The sequence below is a fragment of the Alteromonas abrolhosensis genome, from assembly GCF_001953635.1.
Lineage (GTDB): Bacteria > Pseudomonadota > Gammaproteobacteria > Enterobacterales > Alteromonadaceae > Alteromonas > Alteromonas abrolhosensis.
On the sequence record NZ_MEJH01000009.1, the window covers coordinates 27,976 to 49,794 of the forward strand.

At 45.2% G+C, this 21,819-nt stretch carries 15 protein-coding genes and 3 tRNA genes; 4 read left to right on the plus strand and 14 right to left on the minus strand.

Features of this window, described 5'->3' with window-relative positions; genetic code table 11:
* The 9 genes from oadA to BGK61_RS13745 form a co-directional block, all read right to left on the minus strand.
* Positions 1 to 1,821, minus strand: coding sequence for a sodium-extruding oxaloacetate decarboxylase subunit alpha (oadA, locus tag BGK61_RS13705; RefSeq protein WP_076012086.1), 1,821 nt, complete (start codon positions 1,819 to 1,821; stop codon positions 1 to 3).
* 19 nt (positions 1,822 to 1,840) lie between these two features.
* Positions 1,841 to 2,128, minus strand: coding sequence for an OadG family protein (locus BGK61_RS13710; protein WP_076012085.1), 288 nt, complete (start codon positions 2,126 to 2,128; stop codon positions 1,841 to 1,843).
* A gap of 541 nt (positions 2,129 to 2,669) precedes the next feature.
* The gene (locus tag BGK61_RS13715) at positions 2,670 to 3,089 is read right to left on the minus strand and encodes an acyl-CoA thioesterase (protein WP_076012084.1); all 420 of its coding nucleotides are present in this window, start codon (positions 3,087 to 3,089) and stop codon (positions 2,670 to 2,672) included.
* A 132-nt stretch (positions 3,090 to 3,221) separates the two neighbouring features.
* Positions 3,222 to 3,298, minus strand: a tRNA-Arg gene (locus tag BGK61_RS13720).
* Between the two features lie 53 nt (positions 3,299 to 3,351).
* Positions 3,352 to 3,428: transfer RNA gene (locus tag BGK61_RS13725), tRNA-Arg, on the minus strand.
* A gap of 37 nt (positions 3,429 to 3,465) precedes the next feature.
* Positions 3,466 to 3,557, minus strand: a tRNA-Ser gene (locus tag BGK61_RS13730).
* A gap of 587 nt (positions 3,558 to 4,144) precedes the next feature.
* Positions 4,145 to 4,336, minus strand: coding sequence for a carbon storage regulator CsrA (gene csrA, locus BGK61_RS13735; RefSeq protein WP_012517705.1), 192 nt, complete (start codon positions 4,334 to 4,336; stop codon positions 4,145 to 4,147).
* Between the two features lie 134 nt (positions 4,337 to 4,470).
* The gene (gene alaS / locus BGK61_RS13740) at positions 4,471 to 7,068 is read right to left on the minus strand and encodes an alanine--tRNA ligase (RefSeq protein WP_076012083.1); all 2,598 of its coding nucleotides are present in this window, start codon (positions 7,066 to 7,068) and stop codon (positions 4,471 to 4,473) included.
* A gap of 313 nt (positions 7,069 to 7,381) precedes the next feature.
* The gene (locus BGK61_RS13745; RefSeq protein WP_076012082.1) at positions 7,382 to 7,840 is read right to left on the minus strand and encodes a regulatory protein RecX; all 459 of its coding nucleotides are present in this window, start codon (positions 7,838 to 7,840) and stop codon (positions 7,382 to 7,384) included.
* 118 nt (positions 7,841 to 7,958) lie between these two features.
* Between BGK61_RS13745 and BGK61_RS13750 the strand changes: the two genes are divergently transcribed.
* Positions 7,959 to 9,284, plus strand: a complete 1,326-nt coding sequence (locus BGK61_RS13750; RefSeq protein WP_076012081.1) for a GNAT family N-acetyltransferase — start codon at positions 7,959 to 7,961, stop codon at positions 9,282 to 9,284.
* The gene (locus BGK61_RS13755; protein WP_076026094.1) at positions 9,274 to 11,349 is read left to right on the plus strand and encodes a M13 family metallopeptidase; all 2,076 of its coding nucleotides are present in this window, start codon (positions 9,274 to 9,276) and stop codon (positions 11,347 to 11,349) included. The genes BGK61_RS13750 and BGK61_RS13755 overlap by 11 nt, the downstream gene beginning before the upstream one ends.
* Before the next feature lie 241 nt (positions 11,350 to 11,590).
* Here BGK61_RS13755 and betI read toward each other — a convergent pair whose 3' ends face one another.
* From betI to BGK61_RS13775, 4 genes are all read right to left on the minus strand, one after another.
* A complete protein-coding gene (gene betI, locus BGK61_RS13760) occupies positions 11,591 to 12,166 on the minus strand; it encodes a transcriptional regulator BetI (RefSeq protein ID WP_076012888.1) in 576 nt (191 codons plus the stop codon).
* 73 nt (positions 12,167 to 12,239) lie between these two features.
* Positions 12,240 to 14,663, minus strand: a complete 2,424-nt coding sequence (locus BGK61_RS13765; RefSeq protein ID WP_076012890.1) for a TonB-dependent receptor domain-containing protein — start codon at positions 14,661 to 14,663, stop codon at positions 12,240 to 12,242.
* A 253-nt stretch (positions 14,664 to 14,916) separates the two neighbouring features.
* A complete protein-coding gene (locus BGK61_RS13770; RefSeq protein ID WP_076026095.1) occupies positions 14,917 to 16,554 on the minus strand; it encodes a SulP family inorganic anion transporter in 1,638 nt (545 codons plus the stop codon).
* Positions 16,555 to 16,565: 11 nt separating this feature from the next.
* Positions 16,566 to 17,219, minus strand: a complete 654-nt coding sequence (locus BGK61_RS13775) for a carbonic anhydrase (protein ID WP_014997670.1) — start codon at positions 17,217 to 17,219, stop codon at positions 16,566 to 16,568.
* A 158-nt stretch (positions 17,220 to 17,377) separates the two neighbouring features.
* Between BGK61_RS13775 and BGK61_RS13780 the strand changes: the two genes are divergently transcribed.
* A complete protein-coding gene (locus tag BGK61_RS13780; RefSeq protein WP_014997669.1) occupies positions 17,378 to 18,346 on the plus strand; it encodes a hydrogen peroxide-inducible genes activator in 969 nt (322 codons plus the stop codon).
* Between the two features lie 17 nt (positions 18,347 to 18,363).
* A complete protein-coding gene (locus tag BGK61_RS13785) occupies positions 18,364 to 19,251 on the plus strand; it encodes a LysR family transcriptional regulator (RefSeq protein WP_044556755.1) in 888 nt (295 codons plus the stop codon).
* 156 nt (positions 19,252 to 19,407) lie between these two features.
* On the opposite strand, the gene BGK61_RS13790 is transcribed toward BGK61_RS13785, so the two are convergent.
* Positions 19,408 to 21,429 (minus strand): methyl-accepting chemotaxis protein, encoded by a 2,022-nt coding sequence (locus BGK61_RS13790; RefSeq protein ID WP_014997667.1) that lies wholly within the window; start codon positions 21,427 to 21,429, stop codon positions 19,408 to 19,410.
* Positions 21,430 to 21,819 lie beyond the last annotated feature (390 nt).

The window sequence follows — 21,819 nt, forward strand, 5'->3', positions numbered from 1 at the left end:
CTACCCCAATAAGATTAACGGTTGGCCACTGGTTACGGCATCGCCCTCACCTACGGTAATATCGGTGACCGTACCTGTATATGCACAGCGGATCTCTGTCTCCATTTTCATGGCTTCAAGGATCATCACCACATCGCCTTCTGACACGCTGTCGCCGTTTCTCACCAAGATTTTGAACACGTTACCTGCAAGCGGTGCATCAATAGATTGAGAAGCGGTAGAGGCCGATGGCGCAGCGCTATTGGTTTGAGGCTGTGCTTGTGTCTGAGAGCCACTAGCAGGTGTAACGCTCGTCAGCGTACCTGAGGGTGCCACTTCAACACGATACACTTTTCCATCTACATTTACATCGTAAGTTTCACTCGTTGTAGCCCCCTGTGAGTTTGACTTGGCTTCAGCAGGCTTAGGTGCATTCGAACTTTGTGATTCTTGCTCGCTAGGTGCAGGTTCAAATGCGTCAGGGTTGCCGCGGTTTTCGATAAATTTAAGGCCTATCTGTGGGAATAAGGCATAAATCAAAACATCGTCAATTTTATCGTCTGACAGCGAGAGTTGCTTTTTCTCAGCCAGTTCATCAAGTTCTTTACTAAGCGTTTCAAGCTCTGGGGCAATATTGTCAGCAGGGCGGCAGGTCACGGGCTCTGCACCATCAAGCACACGCGCCTGCAACTCTTTATTTACTGGTGCAGCGGTAGCGCCATATTCACCCTTAAGAACGCCTGCGGTTTCTTTAGTAATGCTTTTATAACGCTCGCCGGTAAGTACATTGAGTACCGACTGCGTGCCTACAATTTGTGAGGTTGGCGTAACTAGGGGAATAAATCCAAGATCTTCCCGTACCCGTGGAATTTCTTTTAGTACTTCTTCGAATTTATCTTGAGCGCCCTGCTCTTTAAGCTGGCTTTCCATATTGGTTAGCATCCCACCTGGCACTTGAGCCAAAAGAATACGTGCATCTACCCCTTTGAGGCTGCCTTCAAACTTACTGTATTTTTTTCTTACTTCTCTGAAGTAGCTAGCAATGTCTTCAAGCTCAGGCAGTGAAATGCCCGTATCGCGCTCTGTACCTTCCACAATAGAAACCATGGTTTCAGTCGCACTATGGCCGTAAGTCATGCTCATAGAGGAGATAGCCGTATCCAGCATATCGATACCGGCATCAATAGCTTTTTGATATGTTGCTGTGCTTAATCCTGTCGTGGCGTGGCACTGCATGGCAATGGGAACATTGACGGTTTCTTTCAGCCCCGTGATCAGTGCTTCGCATTCATACGGTTTTAAAAGACCTGCCATATCTTTTACGCAGATAGAATGAACTCCTAAGTCCTCCAACTGCTTCGCCATTTCAAGCCAAAGCTTAAGGTTGTGCACTGGACTTACCGTGTAAGAGATTGTCCCTTGGGCATGGGCGCCACTGTCGATGGTCGCTTTTATTGCGGTTTTCAAATTTCTGATGTCGTTCATAGCATCAAAAATTCTAAATACATCGACCCCACTCTCGTGGGCTCGCTCTACAAAACGGGTAACAACATCATCAGCATAGTGTCGGTAGCCTAATAAATTTTGACCGCGCAGCAACATTTGCTGTCTCGTGTTAGGCATGGCTGCTTTTAATTTTCGAATGCGCTCCCATGGGTCTTCCCCCAAATAACGAATACAGGCATCAAATGTAGCACCACCCCATGATTCAACCGACCAAAAGCCAGCTTTATCTAATTTTTCCGCAATAGGAAGCATATCCTCAACACGCATACGCGTAGCAAGGAGTGATTGATGGGCATCACGCAGGACCAGCTCGGTTAGGGCCAGAGGCTTAGACATGGTAACTCCTGATTAGACTTTATTTTTTAGAATTTTGGCGATGTGTATGAATAGCAGCGGAAATAGCGGCGATAACGTTTCCGTCAATTCCAGGTTGTACCGCTTGATTATTTAGATCCACGTTAACTGAGGGTCGATTCACATTGGCTAAAGGCTCTTGCTCTTCTCCGGGAAAGGCTTCACAAAACCGTGCAATGAGATGAATACCCACAATGAGCAGCCCTAAGAATGAAAAAACAAAAACCATTCCTATGAGCATTAGAGAGCCTGCTTCAAAGAGCAGACTAGCGACCGATCCCGAGTTCATATTCAAACCTGTTGTTATTTTGTACCTGAATAAGTATCACGTGGTTTTTCAAAACACAACAAAGCAGCATAAAAAACCACTAAAAATTGAATAAAACCCACTAAAAATGAAACTTAATGCATTATTTTTTAATAAATTTGCAACAAAGCGCATCATTAACACTTGTGTTTGAGTTTCTATTTTCACTGCACACTGTAATGTTCATTTATGCAGACGCTTTAATGAAAACCTATATTCTCAGTAAAGTCACTGTCTAACTGTTTAGCGAAGTCTTTGGCGTGCATCGCCAACAATACCAATCCGCATAGATAATCACCCACTCAGCGAGAGTTAAAATGTTCGTAATCGCGGCGTGTTACCGTAGGTATAGTGGTTCTACATCAAGGTGACACAACAAAGAGTACGGACATTTTAAACTCGCCCTTCGGGAAGGTCTGGCAAGCTTCCTAGCTTCATTCTGGGAATTTGAAAGGGAACAGCCATTCCTGCGTTCCCACGCTTCGCTAGGAAACTTGCCAGCGCCTTCTGAGTGGGTAATTATCTATGCGGATTGGTATAAATCCAGCTGCATATGCCGTTCATCCTCGGGAACGTAAGCAGGCACATTGACTGGGTTACCCTCGCAGTCCACCGCCATAAAAGTTATAAAACAGCGATTTGCGACCGACGTAGTATTTTCCGTAGCGTCGCCCGATTTAACCACAACATAGATATGCATACTTGAAGCACCAGTGTGTACCAAGGATGCGGTTATTTCTACGAGTTGACCTACCTTTATTGGCTTTATAAAGCGAATGCCGTTCGCTGAAACTGTAACGCAATAACATTTCGACCACTGTGCGGCACAAGCATAAGCGGCTTGGTCAATCCATTTCATTACAATTCCCCCGTGTACATTGCCACCAAAGTTCACATCAGTGGGCTCTGCTAAAAATCGGAAAGTGGTGGTTGGATGTGCCATAGCGTACCTCGCGCTTTACTGCTGTTAGACACATTAAGCTTAGCTCAAAATTCAAACAGCGCGCTTAGACGAAAGTGGAGTAAAGAAAAGTAGAAATGAAAAAGCCCACCTAAAAAGGTGGGCTTTTCAATATGGCGCGTGTGGAAGGATTCGAACCTCCGACCGCCTGGTTCGTAGCCAGGTACTCTATCCAGCTGAGCTACACACGCGTAAACTTGTGTACTTTTGAATATTACCTCAAAAGGTGACGCTTTAAAATAAGTGGCGCGTGTGGAAGGATTCGAACCTCCGACCGCCTGGTTCGTAGCCAGGTACTCTATCCAGCTGAGCTACACACGCGCAAAACTTGTTGTTGGCCGTCACTGCCAACGAATAATGGCGGAGAGGGAGGGATTCGAACCCTCGATACGCGTATATGCGTATGGTTCCTTAGCAGGGAACTGGTTTCAGCCACTCACCCACCTCTCCTTGACTGCGGGGTGCATTTTACGGATTCATTGGCCTGAGTCAAACCTTTTTTATAAAGAAATTGTTCACTCGCTGCCATTTTAAACGATTCGAGCAAAAAACCAGTAATTTGTTCGCAATACAAGCAATTAAACCGAATTTTATTTAACGCTATTCGTTAATTCGCATTTAAATATATGCAGCTGCTTTGCAGTTTTAACTGACCCTCTTTAATAATTTAGTCAATTTTCCAAAAATAATATCAAAAAGTTTTAAAATTATTTGTATATAACCAAGTGCGCTGCTTCGTATTGATTACTTACGTTATACAAAAACGCTTCAAAACCTTAAATAAAGTGGTAAATGTTTCGATTTTAAGATCGTCAATCTAAAAGGCATAGAGCATTAAAAAGGCTGTGCACGCTCCAATAAATTAACTTGCTCATTACCGGAAGCCATCGGTAAGTACAGCGTCATATTTGACGAAATAGAAAAGACACAAAAGGCTTATTCAATGGGTATAAGAATAAAGTCCGATAGAGATTTACTCACCTAAAACAAAAAAGGCCAGCATAAGCTGACCTTTTCCAATGAAGCGTATAATGCAATTATTCTGCAGAGCCTGGCTGACCGCCTTTCTCTGCTTGAATGCGCATGTATATCTCTTCACGGTGCACAGAAACTTCTTTTGGTGCATTCACACCGATACGTACCTGATTCCCTTTTACACCTAGTACGGTAACGGTTACATCGTCACCAACCATAAGCGTTTCACCAACTCGACGAGTCAAAATAAGCATTCGCTTGCTCCTGTTCCTTAATACTGAACATCATCCATTAAGATTTGCTAACCCATCGGCACGACCCGATGGAAGCGACAGTGATTCCATGTTTCTGCGTCACTTCAAAAACTCACTGTTATACACAAAAATAATTATAGCTTATCTTGTAACCAAGCGTTAACCGAATCTAACGCTTGGCCTAAGTTTTCAGGCTGATCACCGCCGGCCTGTGCCATATCTGGACGACCGCCCCCTTTGCCACCTACTTGAGATGCGACAAAGTTAACAAGCTCGCCCGCTTTAACTTTACTTGTGAGGTTTTTAGTAACGCCAGCAATTAGATTCACTTTCGCGTCATTAGCCACACCTAATACTACGATCCCTTCACCAATTCGGTTTTTAATGTCGTCCATCATTGAACGCAATGACTTCGCTTCAACACCTTCCAAATTAGCAATAAGAACTTTAACGCCATTTATCTCTAATGCATTACTAAGCATATCAGCACCTTGCTGACTCGCCAGTTTTTGTTTCGCAGAATTGAGCGCTTTTTCTAGTTCTTTAGTCTGATTTTGTAGAGAAACTACGCGATCGAGTACATTTTGGCTGTCTGTTTTTAATAATGCAGACAATGAAGACAGTGTTGCTTGCTGTGTTTGCACAACTTCAAGTGCGTGTTCTCCAGTAACCGCTTCAATACGTCGAACGCCCGATGCAATACCCGCTTCACTGGTAATTTTGAACAAACCTATGTCACCAGTACGCGTAACATGAGTACCACCACATAACTCAACAGAGAATGGCCCCATGGTTACCACACGAACTTTTTCGTCGTACTTTTCGCCAAACAGCGCCATAGCGCCTGATGCTTTGGCTTCATCTAAATCCATGAGTTCAGTTGCTAACGTGTGATTTGCACGAATTTCTTGGTTAACTCGTCTTTCAATCTCAGCAAGCTGCTCAGCCGTTACCGCCTCAAAATGCGAGAAGTCAAAACGCATGCGCGGCGCTTCAACCAATGAACCTTTCTGAGTTACGTGCTCACCTAAAATTTCACGCAGTGCTGCATGAAGTAAATGCGTTGCGCTGTGGTTCTTTTTAATGGCTTCACGATTTGCTGCATCAATCGCTGCGGTTGCCGTATCACCTTTAGATACCGAACCTTTAGCAATACCTTTGTGTGCAAACGCATTACCCATTTTTTGGGTGTCGGTAACAATGAATTCACCGTTTGCCACGCGAAGCACACCTTTATCTCCAGCCTGACCACCGCTTTCAGCGTAGAACGGTGTGCTGTCTAATACCACAACGCCTTCTTGACCGTCTTCAAGCTTCTCAACAAACGCATTGTCGGCGATAAGTTCAACCACATTCGCCTGGCCTTCTACATCGGTGTACCCGGTAAATGAGGTTGTGTGGTCAATGGCGAGTTTACTATTGTAGTCTGCACCAAAGTTGCTAGCCTGCTGTGCACGGGCACGCTGTGCTTGCATAGCGGCTTCAAAACCTTCTTCGTCAATCTTAAGGTCGTGCTCACGTGCTACATCATTGGTTAAGTCAGTAGGGAAACCATAGGTGTCGTAAAGCTTGAACACTACGTCACCCGGCACTGTGTCGCCTTCTAAGGTTTCTAACGTATCGTTTAGAATAGCCATACCACGGGCTAGTGTTTTGCTAAACTGCTCTTCTTCAACACGCAGTACTTTTTCAATTACCGGTAGCTGGTCTACAAGTTCTGGGTATGCTTCACCCATTTCTTTTGCAAGTGATGCCACAAGCTTGTAGAAGAAGATATCGTTTGCGCCAAGCTGATAGCCGTGGCGAACAGCTCGACGGATAATGCGGCGTAATACGTATCCGCGCCCTTCATTCGATGGCATAACACCATCGCAAATTAAGAAGCTGCACGAGCGAATGTGATCGGCAATAACCCGAAGTGACTTGTTCTCTAAATCTTCGCTACCAACAATTGATGCTGCCGATTTGATCAAGTTTTGGAAAAGGTCGATTTCGTAGTTGCTGTGCACGTTTTGCAAAATAGCGGAAATACGCTCAAGACCCATACCGGTATCGATAGAAGGCTTTGGTAGTGGCTCCATAGTACCGTCAGCTTGTTTATTAAACTGCATGAATACCAGGTTCCAAATTTCGATAAAACGGTCGCCATCTTCTTCCGGTGTTCCCGGAGGACCACCCCAAATGTGAGCACCGTGATCGTAAAAGATTTCAGAACAAGGGCCACATGGACCGGTATCGCCCATAGACCAGAAGTTATCTGACGTGCTAATGCGAATAATCTTTTCTTTTGGCACGCCAATGTGGTTTTCCCAGATGTCGAACGCTTCGTCATCTTCTGAATAAACGGTGACTAAGAGCTTTTCTTTTGGCAAACCAATTTCTTTGGTAAGGAAATTCCACGCAAACTCTATCGCTTCTTTTTTGAAATAATCGCCAAAGCTGAAGTTACCCAGCATTTCAAAAAAGGTATGGTGACGAGCGGTATAACCTACATTCTCAAGGTCATTATGCTTACCACCTGCGCGAACGCAGCGCTGCGATGATACCGCACGGGTATAACTGCGCTTTTCCGCACCTAAGAAGCAGTCTTTAAACTGGTTCATGCCCGCGTTGGTAAAAAGAAGTGTGGGATCATCTGCCGGTACCAGTGACGAGCTCGCCACCGCTTGGTGGCCATGGCTTTTAAAATAATCGATAAACTTGTTACGTAAGTCAGCAGTTGATAATGTCATTGAAAACCTAACTTCCTTTATTCTATTTTTGAAACGTGCGATTTGCCTGTTCTAATGAGCCTTATAATCGGGGCGTTTCGCTAATACACAACACGCCAATCTCCGCTATATTTCTCTGGATAATTAAAATGCACACAAATTTGCGCAACGATACCATGGATAGCGCAATTTTGTTAAGTGTAACGGGGGTAAGATAGGCTCAAATTTCACTTTAAATCGACGAAAATAGCCAGTATTCACAAAACGAATCGCCGAGAGCCCATATTTACAAGGCAACATGGGCGATAACCCAGCCATTCGTGCCAGAGCCGTTTTAGCTAGATTCGTTTGCGCTTACCGCATATTCAATGTGTTCCTGATAAAAACCGCGATACTGAAGAAACTGTTTCTGCTTTTGCCTCAACGCGAATTCGGTTTCATAGAATTCACCAAACTTTTTCTCTTTTACTTTCTTAGCGCTTTCAAACCAGTCAGCGTCAATCTCTTTCATTGCGTATTCTGCGGTACTCTCATCTACACCGGATTGCTGTAAGTCTAATTTTATCGCGCGAGGCCCCTTCCCTTTCAAGTACAGAGCGCGAGCTCGGCTTTCGGCAAATCGCGCATCGCTTTGAATATCAGCATCTCTGAATTCCTCCAGAATAGGCATGAAAGCATCACTCGCTATTCCCTTCTGCTGTAACTTTCCCATGATCTCGTTAAAGCTATGCTCTCGTCGTGCCAGCATGCGAGTAATCGCGTCGGTAATGATTTTTCGGTCGAACTCTGACATTTTTGTAAGCTTACTCTTCTGTATTAAACGTAGAAACCGCGTTATTTTAGCGTTAAATACTCGTACATTGCGACTATCTAACGTTTTACGCACTTAACCTCTACATGATGTAAATTGCATGACAGCATCTGACTATCGCATAACAATAATAGATTCGATTGAACAGTTCTCTAAAGAGCGCTGGCAAAATCTCGCAAAGGAAGCGGGCCCTTTCCTTTCTTATGAATTTTTGCATGCGCTAGAACGCAGCGGTTCGTGTTGCAATGAATCTGGATGGCAACCTTGTCATATCGCTATAGCGAAAGGTCAGCATGAGGCTGCAAATCTTGTTATTCCTGGCTACCTGAAAACTCACAGCTACGGTGAATACGTTTTTGACCACGCTTGGGCTAATGCTTATGCACAGCACGGTCTCGATTATTATCCTAAATGGATATCGGCCATCCCCTTCACGCCTGTAACTGGTCCAAGGCTGCTTTGTGATGGGCACATTGTGCTTACTCCGGCTCTTTTACACGAACTGGAAGATACGGTGGCAACGTACGTAGAATCCGTATTTGGTGAAACCTTATCTTCTTTTCACTGGTTATTCCCAAATGAAAGCACATCGGCTCAAATCACCAGTAGCGGTACCCACAAGGCAAATGATTTATCCGATGACTTATCCATTGAACGACTTCGAGATCAATCCGACACGCTAAACCGCTACCTGACCCGATACGCGGTACAGTTTCAGTGGCATAACTACGGCTATAATGATTTCAATGATTTTCTAAATGCGCTTACCTCCCGCAAAAGGAAAGATATCAAGAAAAGTCGACGCAAACTAAACGAGCAAGGCGTCCGCTTCACCCATCATACCGGCAGTGAGATTAGCCCAGAGACATTGCAGTTTTTCACAAAGTGTTACAAAGCAACCTATTTAAAACGAAGCGGTCACGTGGGATATTTAAATGATGCCTTCTTTGAGCAGCTTGTCGAGAGCATGAGCGACAACATGCTTATAGTGACGGCAATAGAGAATGAGGTAGCGGTAGCCAGCGCCCTCTTTTTCTACGATGATACAGGACTGTATGGCAGATACTGGGGAGCGCTGAAAGAAATAGACGGGCTACATTTTGCCTGCTGTTATTTTGAAGGCATTGAATTTGCCATTGCGAAAAAGCTGCCGCTATTTAACCCCGGCACCCAGGGTGAACATAAAATACTTCGCGGCTTCGAGCCCATTTATTGCCGTTCACATCACAAATTACAACACGGGTCGTTTCACACAGCTGTAGCAGACTTTTTACAGCGAGAAACGCCGCACATCACAAGCTATTTTAATCAGGCACGGAATGCTTTACCGTTTAACAAGGAATTTGTGCCTACTTTAAAAACAACGAGTGTCACTGCACCTAACGACGACACTTATAATCACAACGAGAAAAATGATGAAATATAAACTTCTTGCCGTAGCGATTGCGGCATCTTTAGGCCTTGCAGGTTGTGGCCAACCTGAACAAACAAAAGACCAAACGAGCAGTGTTGAAGCGCCAGAGATGAAGGGCGAAGCTGAGCTAGGATCTTTTGGCGTAGATTTAACCGCTCGCAACGAAGCGGTAAAACCTGGTGACGACTTCTTTATGTACGCTAGCGGTACATGGTACGACAACTACGAGTTACCCGCTGATAAAACTCGCTACGGCGCATTTACTGGTCTTGCCGAGCGCAGTGAAGAGCAAGTTAAGAACATCATTGACGGTCTAATGGAAAAGTCTTCGCTGAATGCAGAAGAGAAGCTTGTTCACGACTTTTTCGTTGCTTACATGGATACCGATACCATCAACGAAAAAGGTATTGAGCCGATTAAAGACGTACTAACCTCTATTGATAGCATTGAGAATAGAACTGACCTAACCAAAGCGTTTGGTAATAGCTGGTTGGTAGGTTCAAGCACACCAATTTACGGTGGCATGTGGTACAACCGTCTTGACCCGAACGAATACCAGTTAAGTGTTGGCGTAGGTGGCTTAGGTCTTCCTGATCGCGATTACTACCTAAGTGATAGCGAACGTTTTGTTAAGATTCGTGAAGCTTACGTAGCACACATCGAGCAAATGCTTAATTTTGCAGGCGAAGAAAACGCAGCCGAAAAAGCAGCAAACATTCTTGCTCTTGAAACACAAATTGCAGAAATTCAGTGGCCTCGCGAAAAACGCCGTGACCGCGACCTTACACTTAATCAAATTGAGCGTAGCAAACTGTCTGACGAATACCCTGGCTTTGATTGGGACACGTACTTTGCTCAAACTGGTTATAAGGTACCTGAGCTGAATATTACACAGCCTGAGCCAGTAAAAGACGTTATTAAGATTATTAACGAAGCTGATCTAGCTGATTGGAAGTCGTACTTGAAGTATCACACTATTTCAAATAATGCGGACTTCCTTTCTGAAGATATCTACCTAGCCAACTTTGACTTCTTTGGTCGCACACTAAGCGGTCAGCAAGAGCCTCGTCCTCGTTGGAAGCGTGCAGTGAGCCAAATGTCTGGTACTGAATCACTTGGTTTTGCTATCGGTAAGATTTACGTGAACGAATACTTCCCAGAAAGCTCAAAAGAGCAGATGGCAGAGCTGGTTGAGAACTTGCGTACAGCACTAGGTGAGCGTATTGAGAACCTAGACTGGATGAGCGAAGAAACCAAGGTAAATGCCAAAGAAAAGCTTATGGCATTTAACCCTAAAATTGGCTACCCAGACGAATGGCAGTCTTTTGATGGCGTAACAATTAGCGACAAGGACTTAGTGGGCAATGTTCGTAACCTACGTACATTCTTCCAAGACCAGTCAGTAGAGCGCGAGCTAGAGAAAACGGATCGCAACCGCTGGGGTATGACACCGCAGCGCGTTAACGCCTACTACAATAGCTCGTTTAATGAAATTGTATTCCCAGCGGCTATTTTACAACCGCCATTCTTTGATCCAAATGCCGACGCAGCCGTGAACTACGGTGCAATCGGTGCGGTTATTGGACACGAGATGGGACACGGGTTTGACGACCAAGGCTCGAAGTCAGATGCAAACGGTATTCAGCGTAACTGGTGGACCGATGCCGACCGCGCAGCGTTTGAAGAAAAAGCAGATATGCTAGCCGAGCAATACAGCCAGTACGAGCCTATCGAAGGCAACTTCGTAAATGGTCGCAACAGCTTGGGTGAAAATATTGGTGACGTTGGCGGTCTAGCTATGGCTTACCACGCCTACAAACTTAGCCTTAACGGCAAAGAAGCGCCGGTAATTGACGGCCTAACAGGCGATCAGCGTTTCTTCCTTGCATGGGCACAAGTGTGGAAAGAAAAACGCACTGAAGAAAGCATGCTGAATCAACTTCGCGCAGGTACACACGCGCCAGGTCGTTATCGTGCACAAGCGCCAAGAAACCATGATGCATGGTATGAAGCGTTTGACGTGAAACCAGGTGATGCACTTTATCTTGCGCCTGAAGAGCGCGTAAGAATTTGGTAACTTGTTGAGTTAACCACTTAGTGAGCACATGTTAGCTTTTCGCGCCGGATAGCGATTTGTATCTGGCGACAATTACGCTAACCATGCAGTCCATTTAAAGAGTGTAGATAATTAAAAAGGGCGGTTCGATTTATCTCGAACCGCCCTTTTTATTTTATTAGTCAGCATTCATTCGGTGGTTTTTCTAAAGCAGCAAGCGCTTATTTATCTTGCGGTTACTTTTTATCTGCCTTATACCTGTCTATCTTCCGTATTGAGCAACTAAATCACGAACGTACTGTTTACAGCGGGCTACAGCCTCTGAAAAGTCACCGTTTCCTACGCTGCCCATGGAGTAACGTAACCAATAGCCATCAATCAATGCTGCAGTAGACGAAGCGGCATTTTTAACTTGCTCGGGCTGAAGTAGCTTGCGGTAGCTAAACGCTAAATTACGTTCTAAACGTTTGTGGTTAATACACTGCAAACGATGCAAACCTTCATTGTGAAGTGACAACGCCCAGAAATTAAACCAGGTATTGGTTGCTGAGCTTGCGCCTTGCGTTTGAGAAAAGTTATTTTCAATGATGAAATCAATCCGCTCTAGGGGATCGTCAATGCGCTGTGTAATTTTTAGCGCGTCGAGGAGGTGGCGCATCGTTGCTTCAATTAACCCTTGCTTGTCACCAAAATAGTGACTGATTATCCCTGAAGAAAGCCCAGCTCTTTTACTTATTAAGCTAATCGTTGTTCCGTGATAGCCAACTTCTGCCATCACTTCTAGCGTTGCTTCTATTAACTGTCTCTTGCGAACTGGCTCCATTCCCACCTTGGGCATGCTACAACTCCAAACCTTAAATCTAAAAAATAACCTGCGACAGCACGTTGCCGCCGCAGGCATGATATCACGATTAAAAGGTTAAGCGTGCGTTGACTGCAACAGCGCGAGGTGCGCCAATCCAAAATGCACCTGGTGCGATGGTAGACGCATAGTCTTCATCAAACACATTGTTCACTGTTAAGCGGACTTCAAGCTCTTCAACACCTGGGCCGATGTTTTCGATAAAGCCACCAATATAGAAGTCACTAACGATATAGTCATCAACTTGTGCAGCGTTATCAATATCCAAGTAACGACTATCAACGTACTTGGTAGACAAGCCAGCAAAATAATTATCGCGCGCCCAGTCAAGACTGACTACCGCCATAGTGTCTGGCGTACCGATAACGGTATTGCCTTCAATCGCTACCAGCGATACCTCAGGGTTTTCAGCGTCTGCAATAGCAGCTTGGGCATCGGCAAGGGTATCGTATTTCGTACCTGAACTACCTACTGTTGCAACGTATTCTGATTCGCTTAAGGTAATAGACGTAAACAACGAGAATTCTTCGGTTAGCATAATGTCTGCTGAAACTTCAAAACCGCTGGACTCAATACCACCTACGTTCTTGTAACCACCCGCGGCTTCTTCAAGAAAGTCTATACCCTCTGACGTCTCGTTACTGGTAAATTGAATACGGTCGTTAAACTCAATATTGTAGTAAGTTACGCTGGCATTAAAGCCCGGTGATGCGTAGCGCAAACCTAGGTCAATGTTGTCAGCAGTTTCAGGCTTTATAAAGCGAAGATCAGTGTCGTTTCGTTCTAGCTGCGCATCTTTAATTGCCGCGAAGTTTTCACCGTAACCCGCGAAAACTTCGACTCCTTCAATGGGTAAAGGTGCGACGATACCGGCTGAGAACAATGTATCTGAGTCAGTATTCACTGCTAAGTTATTGGCTGAATCAAAGTTGTCCGTTTTTTCAATATCGACGTTAAACTTCTTGGCACCCGCACGAATTCGGGCAAAGCCTAGATCAAGCTCATCTTCAACATAATACATTAAGGTATCAACTGGGAAGGTTCTGTCGTACTGCACCCAGTAAGGCACGTTGTCATAATCTACACTGATAGACGAATTAGTAATTTTGTGCCAATCACGAGACTCACCACGTTCGTAGTCTTCCCACCAAATACCGAATCGTACCGTATTATCGAAATCGCCAATTTTTGTATACCAGATTGCATCAGCGTTTATACCAATGCGCTCTTTATCATAATGAGTGTGACGATAAGAGCCCACTGGAATTGCCCCTTGCTCGTGGCAACCTGGGTCATATTCTGGGCCTGCACCACCATAAGGGAAAGTCAGTGAGCTTTGGCAACCTTCGATTGGACTTAGTTGATTACCTTGCCTGTCTACAAAGTAAATTTGTCCAAGCTGTTGACCACCGTATACGGTATTACCGACTACAAGCTCTGAATGACCTTCTGCGCCGTCATCAGTGATATCAACAATGTATGGTGGAACCCACTCCCCGCGGCCTTCGTTGTCGTGATAATACACGTTGGTCATAAAATCGACTTGGCCAATCGTGAATTCTGCCTGTAGATAGGCAAAAAGATTCTCTCGCAAAGTAGACCACCCTCGACGATATGCCTGATCTTGATAAGGCACGCCTGTCCACTCGTCGGTTAACTGGTCCCAGTCTGGGTTTTGTTCATATTGTGCCAGCCCATAAATGCGCTGGTAGTTATCTTCGTGGGTATCGTCGTAAGACAGGTAACCTGTAAGAGACACATCGTTAACAGTAGAGATAAACTTCATGGCTAAATGATCACGCGTATTCTCTGCTGCTTGCTGCATAAAGTCAGAGCTTTCTTGACTTGAAAGGCTTATCCACGCGTAGGTATCTTTAAAGATCTCGCCCGTTTCATAACGCACATAATATTTTGACGCATCAAATGAACCCGCAGTCACACTGGTTATTAAGCCCTGCTCCGCAGACGGGTCAATAGTGGTGAAATTCAGTGTGCCGCCCAGGGCTTCGTGTGAACGGGAAGCGATATCCGCCGTACCCTGAGAAACTTCAACGCCTTTCACGTTTTCGGTGTCGATATAGCGGTTTGCTTTTGCGCCACCACCGTAGTTTGAATTACCGTTGGCAATACCGTCTACCGTCATACCAATTTGCTGCTCGTTTAGGTTTACTTGAAAGCCACGAATAACAATAGACGTTGACCAGTCATCAGCCCCAAAGGTATCACCTTCGTTGATAAGTACACCCGGCAGGTTATCGACAGCGGCTAATACGCTGCTAAGGTTAGCCTGTTGCTTAAACATATCGTCACTGGTTGCGTTGTTTGCGTATGAAACGCTTCGCCCAACTACAGTGATTTCTTCTATTCGTTCGTCGTCTGCACGTGTGGTTTCTTCTGCTATTGCTACTGAATGAACGGCCATAGAGGACAGCGCTGAAAGTACTGCAACCGACAATTTGTTATATGTTTTCATGTGTTTCCCGTAGTAGTTGTGTAATGTTTGATCACTACCATAGGGAGTTATTGTTACAGTTGCGTTAAGTTTAATTGAACAATCAATTAATAAAAAATGACCAACGTTGACCACTAATAAATCTTAATCAATAGTGAAAACAGAGATTCAGAAATTGCTGCTTTATAGCAGCTGATTTCAAAGGTGAGATGATACAAAAAAGCCCTCGCTAAGGAGGGCCAAAAGGGAAAGGTTATCTTACCTTGATCTTACTTTACGACTGCGTTGCGGCTTGAAAACGGGTATTTTTGCTTTCAGTTCCGGTTACTTGCTTTTCTGCATAAAGCAAGGCGTCATGTAAAGTGTCAAAGTTAGGTATGCCTGGGTGGGCTTCGTTAACGCCCTCAAGCACCTTATTCACTTCAGCGTTTGCACCACAAATAACTAGCTGCCGCCCGGCTGCTAACGCGTCAGAAGTAACGGTATCAACAGCCATTGCCGCAGACACATCCATTAACGGTACCCTAGAGAAGTCTAGAATAGTGACTTTAGACCCTGGCTTCACTCGTTCACGTACATGGTGACCTAAATCTGCGGCTGCACCAAAGCTTAGTGGACCACCGAAGCTAAAGATTGATACTTTACCTTTCAGTGATTCTAACAACTCATTCTCTTTAGGATCGTTCAGCGTTTCAGGGATTTTCTTAAGCTCTTCTATTTGCAGTTGCGCGATTTGCTTAACGTACGCTAATGCGGCAAATACTACACCTACACCAACCGCTGTGATTAGGTCGACAAACACAGTAAGTGCAAGCACCATGATCATAAGGCCAAAGTCCCAACGCGGGCCTTTATGAGCACGCTTCAGGTAGCTCCAGTCGATGATGTCCAAACCAACTTTAACCAAGATACCTGCAAGTACGGCGTGAGGAATTTGCGCCGCAAGCGGGCTAAGACCTAACACAATTGCTAGAAGAACTAGTGCGTGTACCATGCCTGAAATATTGTACTTACCACCGCTGCGAATATTCACAACAGTACGCATTGTTGCACCTGCACCTGCGATACCACCTATAAGGCCGGCAAATGTGTTACCAATACCTTGTCCAATTAGCTCTTTGTTACTGTCATGACGAGTTCGCGTCATGTTATCAGCAACAAGTGATGTTAGCAGGCTATCGATGGCGCCTAGTACAGCAAGAATAAATGCAGCTTCAAGTATTAGCAGTGCTTTACTTTGGTCGAATACTGGAAGGTGAAGGCTAGGTAAGCCTGTAGGAATGTCACCAAGAATCGGTACTGACAGCGCTAGGCTAACTAGTGTTCCGATAATCAGTGCAGCCAGTGCGCCAGGCACATACTTGCCTAGTTGCGGTGGCCATTTGTAGGCAATAACCAAGGTACCAAGCCCTAACGCCAAGGTTGCAAAATCAATATCGGCAAGCGCTGTTGGCAAGTATGTCAATGCGCCGATTGTTCCGCCTGGAGGTTCGTGTCCTAATAAACGGCCGATTTGAAGAATGATGATTATTGCACCGATGCCTGACATAAAGCCCGATATTACCGGGTAAGGCACCAGGCGAATGTATTGACCAACGCCAAGGACGCCAAAAACAATCTGGAATATACCGGCCAATATCACAGCTGTGAATATAAGGCTGGCGTCGCCTGACAGACTTGCGAACAAGCCTGCAAGCACAACAACCATTGGCCCAGTTGGGCCCGAGATCTGAGCAGGTGTACCACCGAAAAGTGCAGCAAAGAAGCCAACCGCGATGGCACCATAAAGGCCCGCCATTGGCCCTAAGCCTGACGCTACGCCAAGTGCAAGCGCCAGTGGTAAGGCTACAATACCGGCCGTTAAACCGCCGGTAAAATCGCCTCGTAGGTTTGAAAGGTTAATTTTTACCATAGTCTTAGACCTTATTCGCCGCGTGCTAGCTGTGCTTCAGCGGTAGACTCGTCCATTACATCAAAATCGCCAGTTTCAGTGTTGTAATAAAGCACTTCGCCCGAGCCGATGTTATAAACCCAGCCATGTAACTTAACCTGACCTGTGGCAATTTTTGCGGCAACCGCAGGATGAGTACGAAGGTGCTGAATTTGTTGAACAACGTTTTCTTTGGTTACTGCTTCTAAATCGTCAAGAGATAGCTCTGAGTGACCACAACGCTCTTTAACAACTTCTGTCGCAACTCGGCAGTGACCTAACCATTCTTTAACGTGTGGTAATGCGCTTAAACCTTCTGGGTTAATAGCACCTTTCATTGCACCACAGTCGGTGTGGCCGCAAATTACAATGTGAGAAACACCCAGCGCAGCAACTGCAAATTCAATTGACGCAGTCATGCCGCCAGTTTGATTGCTGTGAGGAGGTACGATGTTACCTGCATTACGGCAGATAAACAGTTCACCCGGATCAGTTTGCGTTACTAAGTTTGGGTCGATACGTGAGTCAGAGCACGTGATAAAAAGGACTTCAGGATTTTGCCCAGTCGCTAGCTTTTGAAACTTAGCTTTCTTATTCGGATAAACTTCCTTCTGGAATTTAGCGACACCTGAGATAACGTGATCCATATAAAACTCCCAATTTTTTAATAATTGTAATGATTATGTAATTACGCCAGTTTCACCTGATAGATTAATAGTTTAATATACTAACTCGCGATAGCTAAATACTATCACCACTCAAACAGTACTACTTGTAAGTTTAGTAAGAGAGGGCAATTTTCACCATGCAATTCAACGGAAAGACCCCGTCAATCAACCAAATCCGCTATTTTGTGGCCGTGGCTAAATACCTAAGTTTCAGGCAGGCTGCAGGAATACTCGGTATAAGTCAGCCAACTCTGACCAGTCAGATTAGCGCGCTGGAAAACCTGTTGGGCTTAACGCTTTTTGAGCGCTCGCGCACTGGAACACTTTTATCACCACAGGGTAAAGCGTTGTTAGATGCTGCTGAAGAAGTGCTGCAAGCATCACAGCGGTTTGGAGAAATTGCACGCGACTTATCGGAAGGTGAAGTGGTTACGTATCGGTTAGGGATACCGCCAACCCTCGGGCCTTATCTTCTTCCCTTTGTATTACCTGATCTACACAAGCGGAAGCCGGGGTTGCGCTTTTACGTGCGTGAAGGCGCGCCCAGTGCATTACAACACGGACTATTGCGTGGTGAATATGATCTAATCCTTTCTCCGCTATCAGGTGAAAATTCCCAGTTAATCACACAGCCGCTTTTCAAGGAGCCGCTAAAATTTGTTACGCCGTCTGACCACAAGCTGGCGGGAAAAGCGTATGTTAAGCCAGAAGAAATTAGCGGTGAAAAGGTGCTCACACTGGAAGACCGACACCATTTCCACCACCAAGTACAGCGTATTTGCGATGAAATTGGTGCTGATTTACAGCGTGACTATGAAGGCACAAGCCTTGATACATTAAGGCAAATGGTAGTTATGGGCATGGGTGTAGCCTTCTTGCCTGGCCTATATATTCACTCTGAATTACATAAACCCGAAGCGCTACACGTGTGTGAAATAGCTAATATGCCAATTGAGCGCCAGCATTCTTTAGCGTGGCGAAACACCGCCCCGGGACGAAAGACCTTCAGGGAAATATCCATTATTATTAAAGAAATAATTGAAACGCATCTGTCAGATGCAGTCACTATTGTCAGCGCTGCCCCATCGCACGCTCAAAGACGTTAAATTAGCTGTGGTTACTTATGATTGATAGACAACATTTGCGAATTGTTAGAGCAATAGATGCTGAGGGGACTATGACCGAAGCAGCTAAATCACTTTTTCTAACCCAGTCAGCATTAAGCCACGCGATGAAAAAGCTGGAAGCGCATTTCGACGTTCCGCTTTGGAAAAAAGACGGCAGAAGACTCACGCTAACTCAGGCGGGCCAGAGTGTATTGGGTTTAGCGCATCGTGTATTACCTCAGTTTGAACACACCGAAGCCCAGTTACGAAGGTTTGCCGACGGAAAACAGGGCATATTACGTATCGGCATGGAATGCTACCCTTGCTTTGAGTGGTTGCTAAAAGTGGTAGCGCCTTTTTTAAAAGCATTTCCCGACGTAGATGTTGATGTACGTAGAGCTTTTTCTTTCGGCGGATTGCAGGCGCTTCATGGCTATGACATTGATATTTTACTCACGCCGGACCCACTTTCACTCGATACTATTACTTACGCGCCGGTATTTGAATACGAACAGGTTTTGGTAATGGATAAGCACCATCCTCTGGCAAAGAAGTCTTTCATAACACCGCAAGATCTAAGCAGTGAAACCCTGATAACCTATCCGGTAGAACTTAGTCGTCTGGACGTATTTACGCATTTCCTCACTCCTGCCAATTGCACAGTGAAGCAGCATAAAACCATTGAAACCACAGAGATCATTTTACAGATGGTGGCAGCCGGGCGCGGTGTTACTGCGCTGCCTAAATGGTTGATTGATGAATCGAAGGAAAGCGATCTTCTAGCGTGTCGCTCGTTAGGAGAACAAGGCGTATCAAAAACTTTGTATTTGGGCCATAGAAAAGCGCAGGACGTATTGGGGTTTGTGGATGATTTTATTGCTCTTTCGCAAAGGCATAAGCCTTAACCTTATACCCGATATTTTTCTACTAATGGCTTAGCTGTGAACACAAGAATCCGCTTGCCATCAACATAGGCAAGCGAAATCTCTAAAGGCTGTAGGCAGCCGCTTAATTTAGATTTTAATAGCACATTCAGCTCAGCATTAATGCTGTGCCTGACACTAAATTTTAAACTGTCCCACCAGCTCTTTTAAGTCACCAGAAACCGCGCTTAGCTGGGTAGCCTCTACCGCCAATTCCTCTGCATGCTGACTGGTTTTATCGCTTAGACTTGTAATCGCCACAAGCGACTTATTAATGTCTTGTGCAACTTCTGTTTGCTGCTCGGTAGCTAGAGCAATGTGGGTACTTTGCTCATGAACCAGCCCTATAGATTGGGTAATGTTCACAAGGGTCTCGACCACTTTTTCTGTTTTATCCACGCCAGATTGAGAACGAGTTTGCCCTTCCTGCATAACGCTGTTGGTTTGCTCGGACATTGCTTGCAGGCGCTCCACCATTTTACGTATATCAGTCGTCGATTCTTGTGTACGACTTGCTAATGAACGCACTTCATCAGCAACCACGGCAAAGCCACGGCCCTGCTCTCCGGCCCTCGCCGCTTCAATGGCAGCGTTTAACGCAAGTAAATTAGTTTGTTCAGCGATACTGTTAATTACGTCAACCACAGCGCCAATGCTATCAGACTCTTTACTTAGTCCGCCTACCACTTCAACGCCCTGGCTTATTTCGTCGGCCAGTGCACGAATCTCCCTCATGGCGTCTTGCACTTGCTCGCTGCCGGCTTGTACCAATTCGTCGGCTTTCGTAGCAGCATCACTGGATTGCGCAGCATTTTTAGAAATCTCAACAACAGTAGCTGCCATTTGGGTAACCGCTGTAGACACATTGTCTACTTGGCTGCGTTCTTGGTTGATTTCCTTACTCGTAGCATGACTCACATCGCGAAGGTGATCTGCCGCATCAGACACAGCCTTGGTACTGGTGGCGGTATCTTGCAACAGCGCCCGCAATTTATCGGTAAACGTATTAAACTCTATGGCGAGAGCGCCAATTTCATCATTACTTTTAACTTCCAAACGCTTAGTAAGGTCACCGTCGCCATGCGCTATTTCAGCCATTGCATGACGCATTTCAACCAATGGCTGAGTGACTTTGGCACTTGCAAAATAGGTAATCAGGGCAATCAGTCCAATGATCACAACAGCGACGATTATCGCCGTGGTTATAGCAGTATTTATCGGGCTATCAATGATGCTGGCGGGAATAAGAATACCCAATGACCAGTTCATCTGTGGGTTAGTTAACTTAGCGTGCTCGAATACGGCAACATAATCTTCGCCATTCCAAGTAACATGTTCAATGCCAGACTCGTTAGCCGCTATGCTTCCTGCTAATTTCCCAAAGCCTTCGGTATTGTCAAATACGTTATTAAAGTTACGAATAGAGGAGCTAAGCGGCAATTCCTTACTCTGCTTTGGAAAATAAACAATGTTTTGATTTTCATCGAGTAAAAACGCTGTTCCTTGCTTTTCATAACGAATAGCGTCTATTACTTTGCCTACCGTACTAATAAGGATATCGACACCGCCGACACCTAACAGTGCACCGTCTCTGTACACAGGTGTTTGAACAACCGCCGACACGCTTCCGTCCTGAGAATCAACTGCAGGAGGCGTTACATATAGCTTGCCTTGCTCAACGGCAGTAGTAAACCATGGGCGCTTTGTGGCGAAATAACCTGCATTAGGGTTGCCAGCATCAGGACCTGAAGTATCAACCCCTACGCGACCTTCTTCGTAAAAGTACTCTCCTGTTTTTGCTGAGCCAAAGAAGGCAGATTTAATGATTGGATCTTGACTGCTAATGTTCTCGAAAGTGGCATAAATGTCTTTTGCCTCTGGCAATTGACTTTCAGGTGCCCCACGAGAATTATGGCGAGCGAAAAAATCTTGTAGAAAAGGACTGCTTAGGAATGCTCTTGCCACGCCACCATAGGTAGCGAAGAAGCCTTCAACATCATTTGCTTCTCGAGCGACTAACGACTTAACCTCTTTTTCCACGCGACTACGTGTATTGTCCGCAACCGTGTTAACTAAGAAGAAGGCCGTGATGAGTAGCATGAAAGCTATGCTACCACCAACGATAAGCATAAACTTTTTTTGGAGTGATATGGATTTCATTTGTACTTCTCATTGTTTACTAAGCGCCGCAATGTGTGAAAAGTGTGTTCCAACACTAGGGCCTGTTGACCTTTGTTGTACATTTTTGCAGCGGTCTTTGTGCCATCTAGACAAGGCGGATGTTTGACGGTTTAGTGGTTCTAAGTCGAAAACATTCAACGCAGTATAGATGGCACAAAGGCGCTGCCCGAAGGGGTCGTTATGGAAGCCTTTTACTCTTTGTCACAGCCCTTTAACTTAGCCCACTAGGCTTGCAGGACTGTTTCGCGATTAAAAGGCTTCAATTTAGACCAAAATTCGTACATCAAAGGTCAACAGGCCCTGATAATTCGCACACATTACAGGTTTAGTTTTATTAGTATAAAAGTGCAAGTAGACTGAGTACGCTTG